This is a genomic window from Vibrio sp. D173a, from assembly GCF_030248475.1.
This window is the reverse complement of the sequence record NZ_JAHGAH010000984.1, coordinates 1-748: the sequence shown is the minus strand read 5'-3', so window position 1 is coordinate 748 and position 748 is coordinate 1. Positions and strand designations below refer to the sequence as shown.

General features: G+C 48.4%; 1 protein-coding gene. It reads left to right on the top strand.

Features of this window, described 5'->3' with window-relative positions:
* Window positions 1-582 (top strand): LysR substrate-binding domain-containing protein (locus KIV40_RS30740; protein ID WP_285353079.1); only part of this gene is annotated, 582 nt, incomplete at its 5' end.
* Between the last annotated feature and the right edge of the window lie 166 nt (window positions 583-748).

The window sequence follows — 748 nt, the reverse complement described above, 5'->3', positions numbered from 1 at the left end:
GACTATGGCAGCCCACATTGGATATCAACACTACTGCGCGAGCTGCATAAAGAAGCGCCCAATGTCACTGTCGTGTGCAAAGAGTGGAGCCGAGATAACATCAATCAGCTCGAAAAGGGGGAAATCAACCTCGCCCTTGGCCCAATCATCGGATCTGGCTCCCGTTGTGAGAGTACTAAGTTTGGTGCGGTAACCACTTCATTCATCGCCAGAAATGACCATCCTCTCTTTGACGACGTTAAAGAGCCACCACCCTTCTCTCAGTTCCCTGTGATCCGTATTTCCGGCTCAACCCAGTACCAGCATATCTACAACACGATTCTTCCCGATAATCCGGTTATGCTCGATCAAGCCAGTATGTGGCTGGCACTTGATACGCTTCAATACTCCGATGCCGTGCTGATTGGGCCAACACGCGTAATGAAACTGTTGTCTGAAACTGAAGGCTACCGCTGCCAAACTCTCGAACAGGTCCCTGAAATCGATATATGTATGAGCTGGACCGCCGGCCTAACTAATGATCTCTTTTATAAATGGCTCATCGACAAAATGATCAAGATAGGAAAACAGATCGTTTCATGACCTTGCTGTATCGCTATAACTCCAAGTTATTCCCCGCATGAAAACCGACCATTTCTAACTCCGCACACCTTTTGGCATTCTTTGTTTCGTCCCGAGACGGCGGTGAAGCCACCCACTCCATCGCTTCTCACTCTTGATTAGTGGAGTCGAAATTTGAGCCAACTAC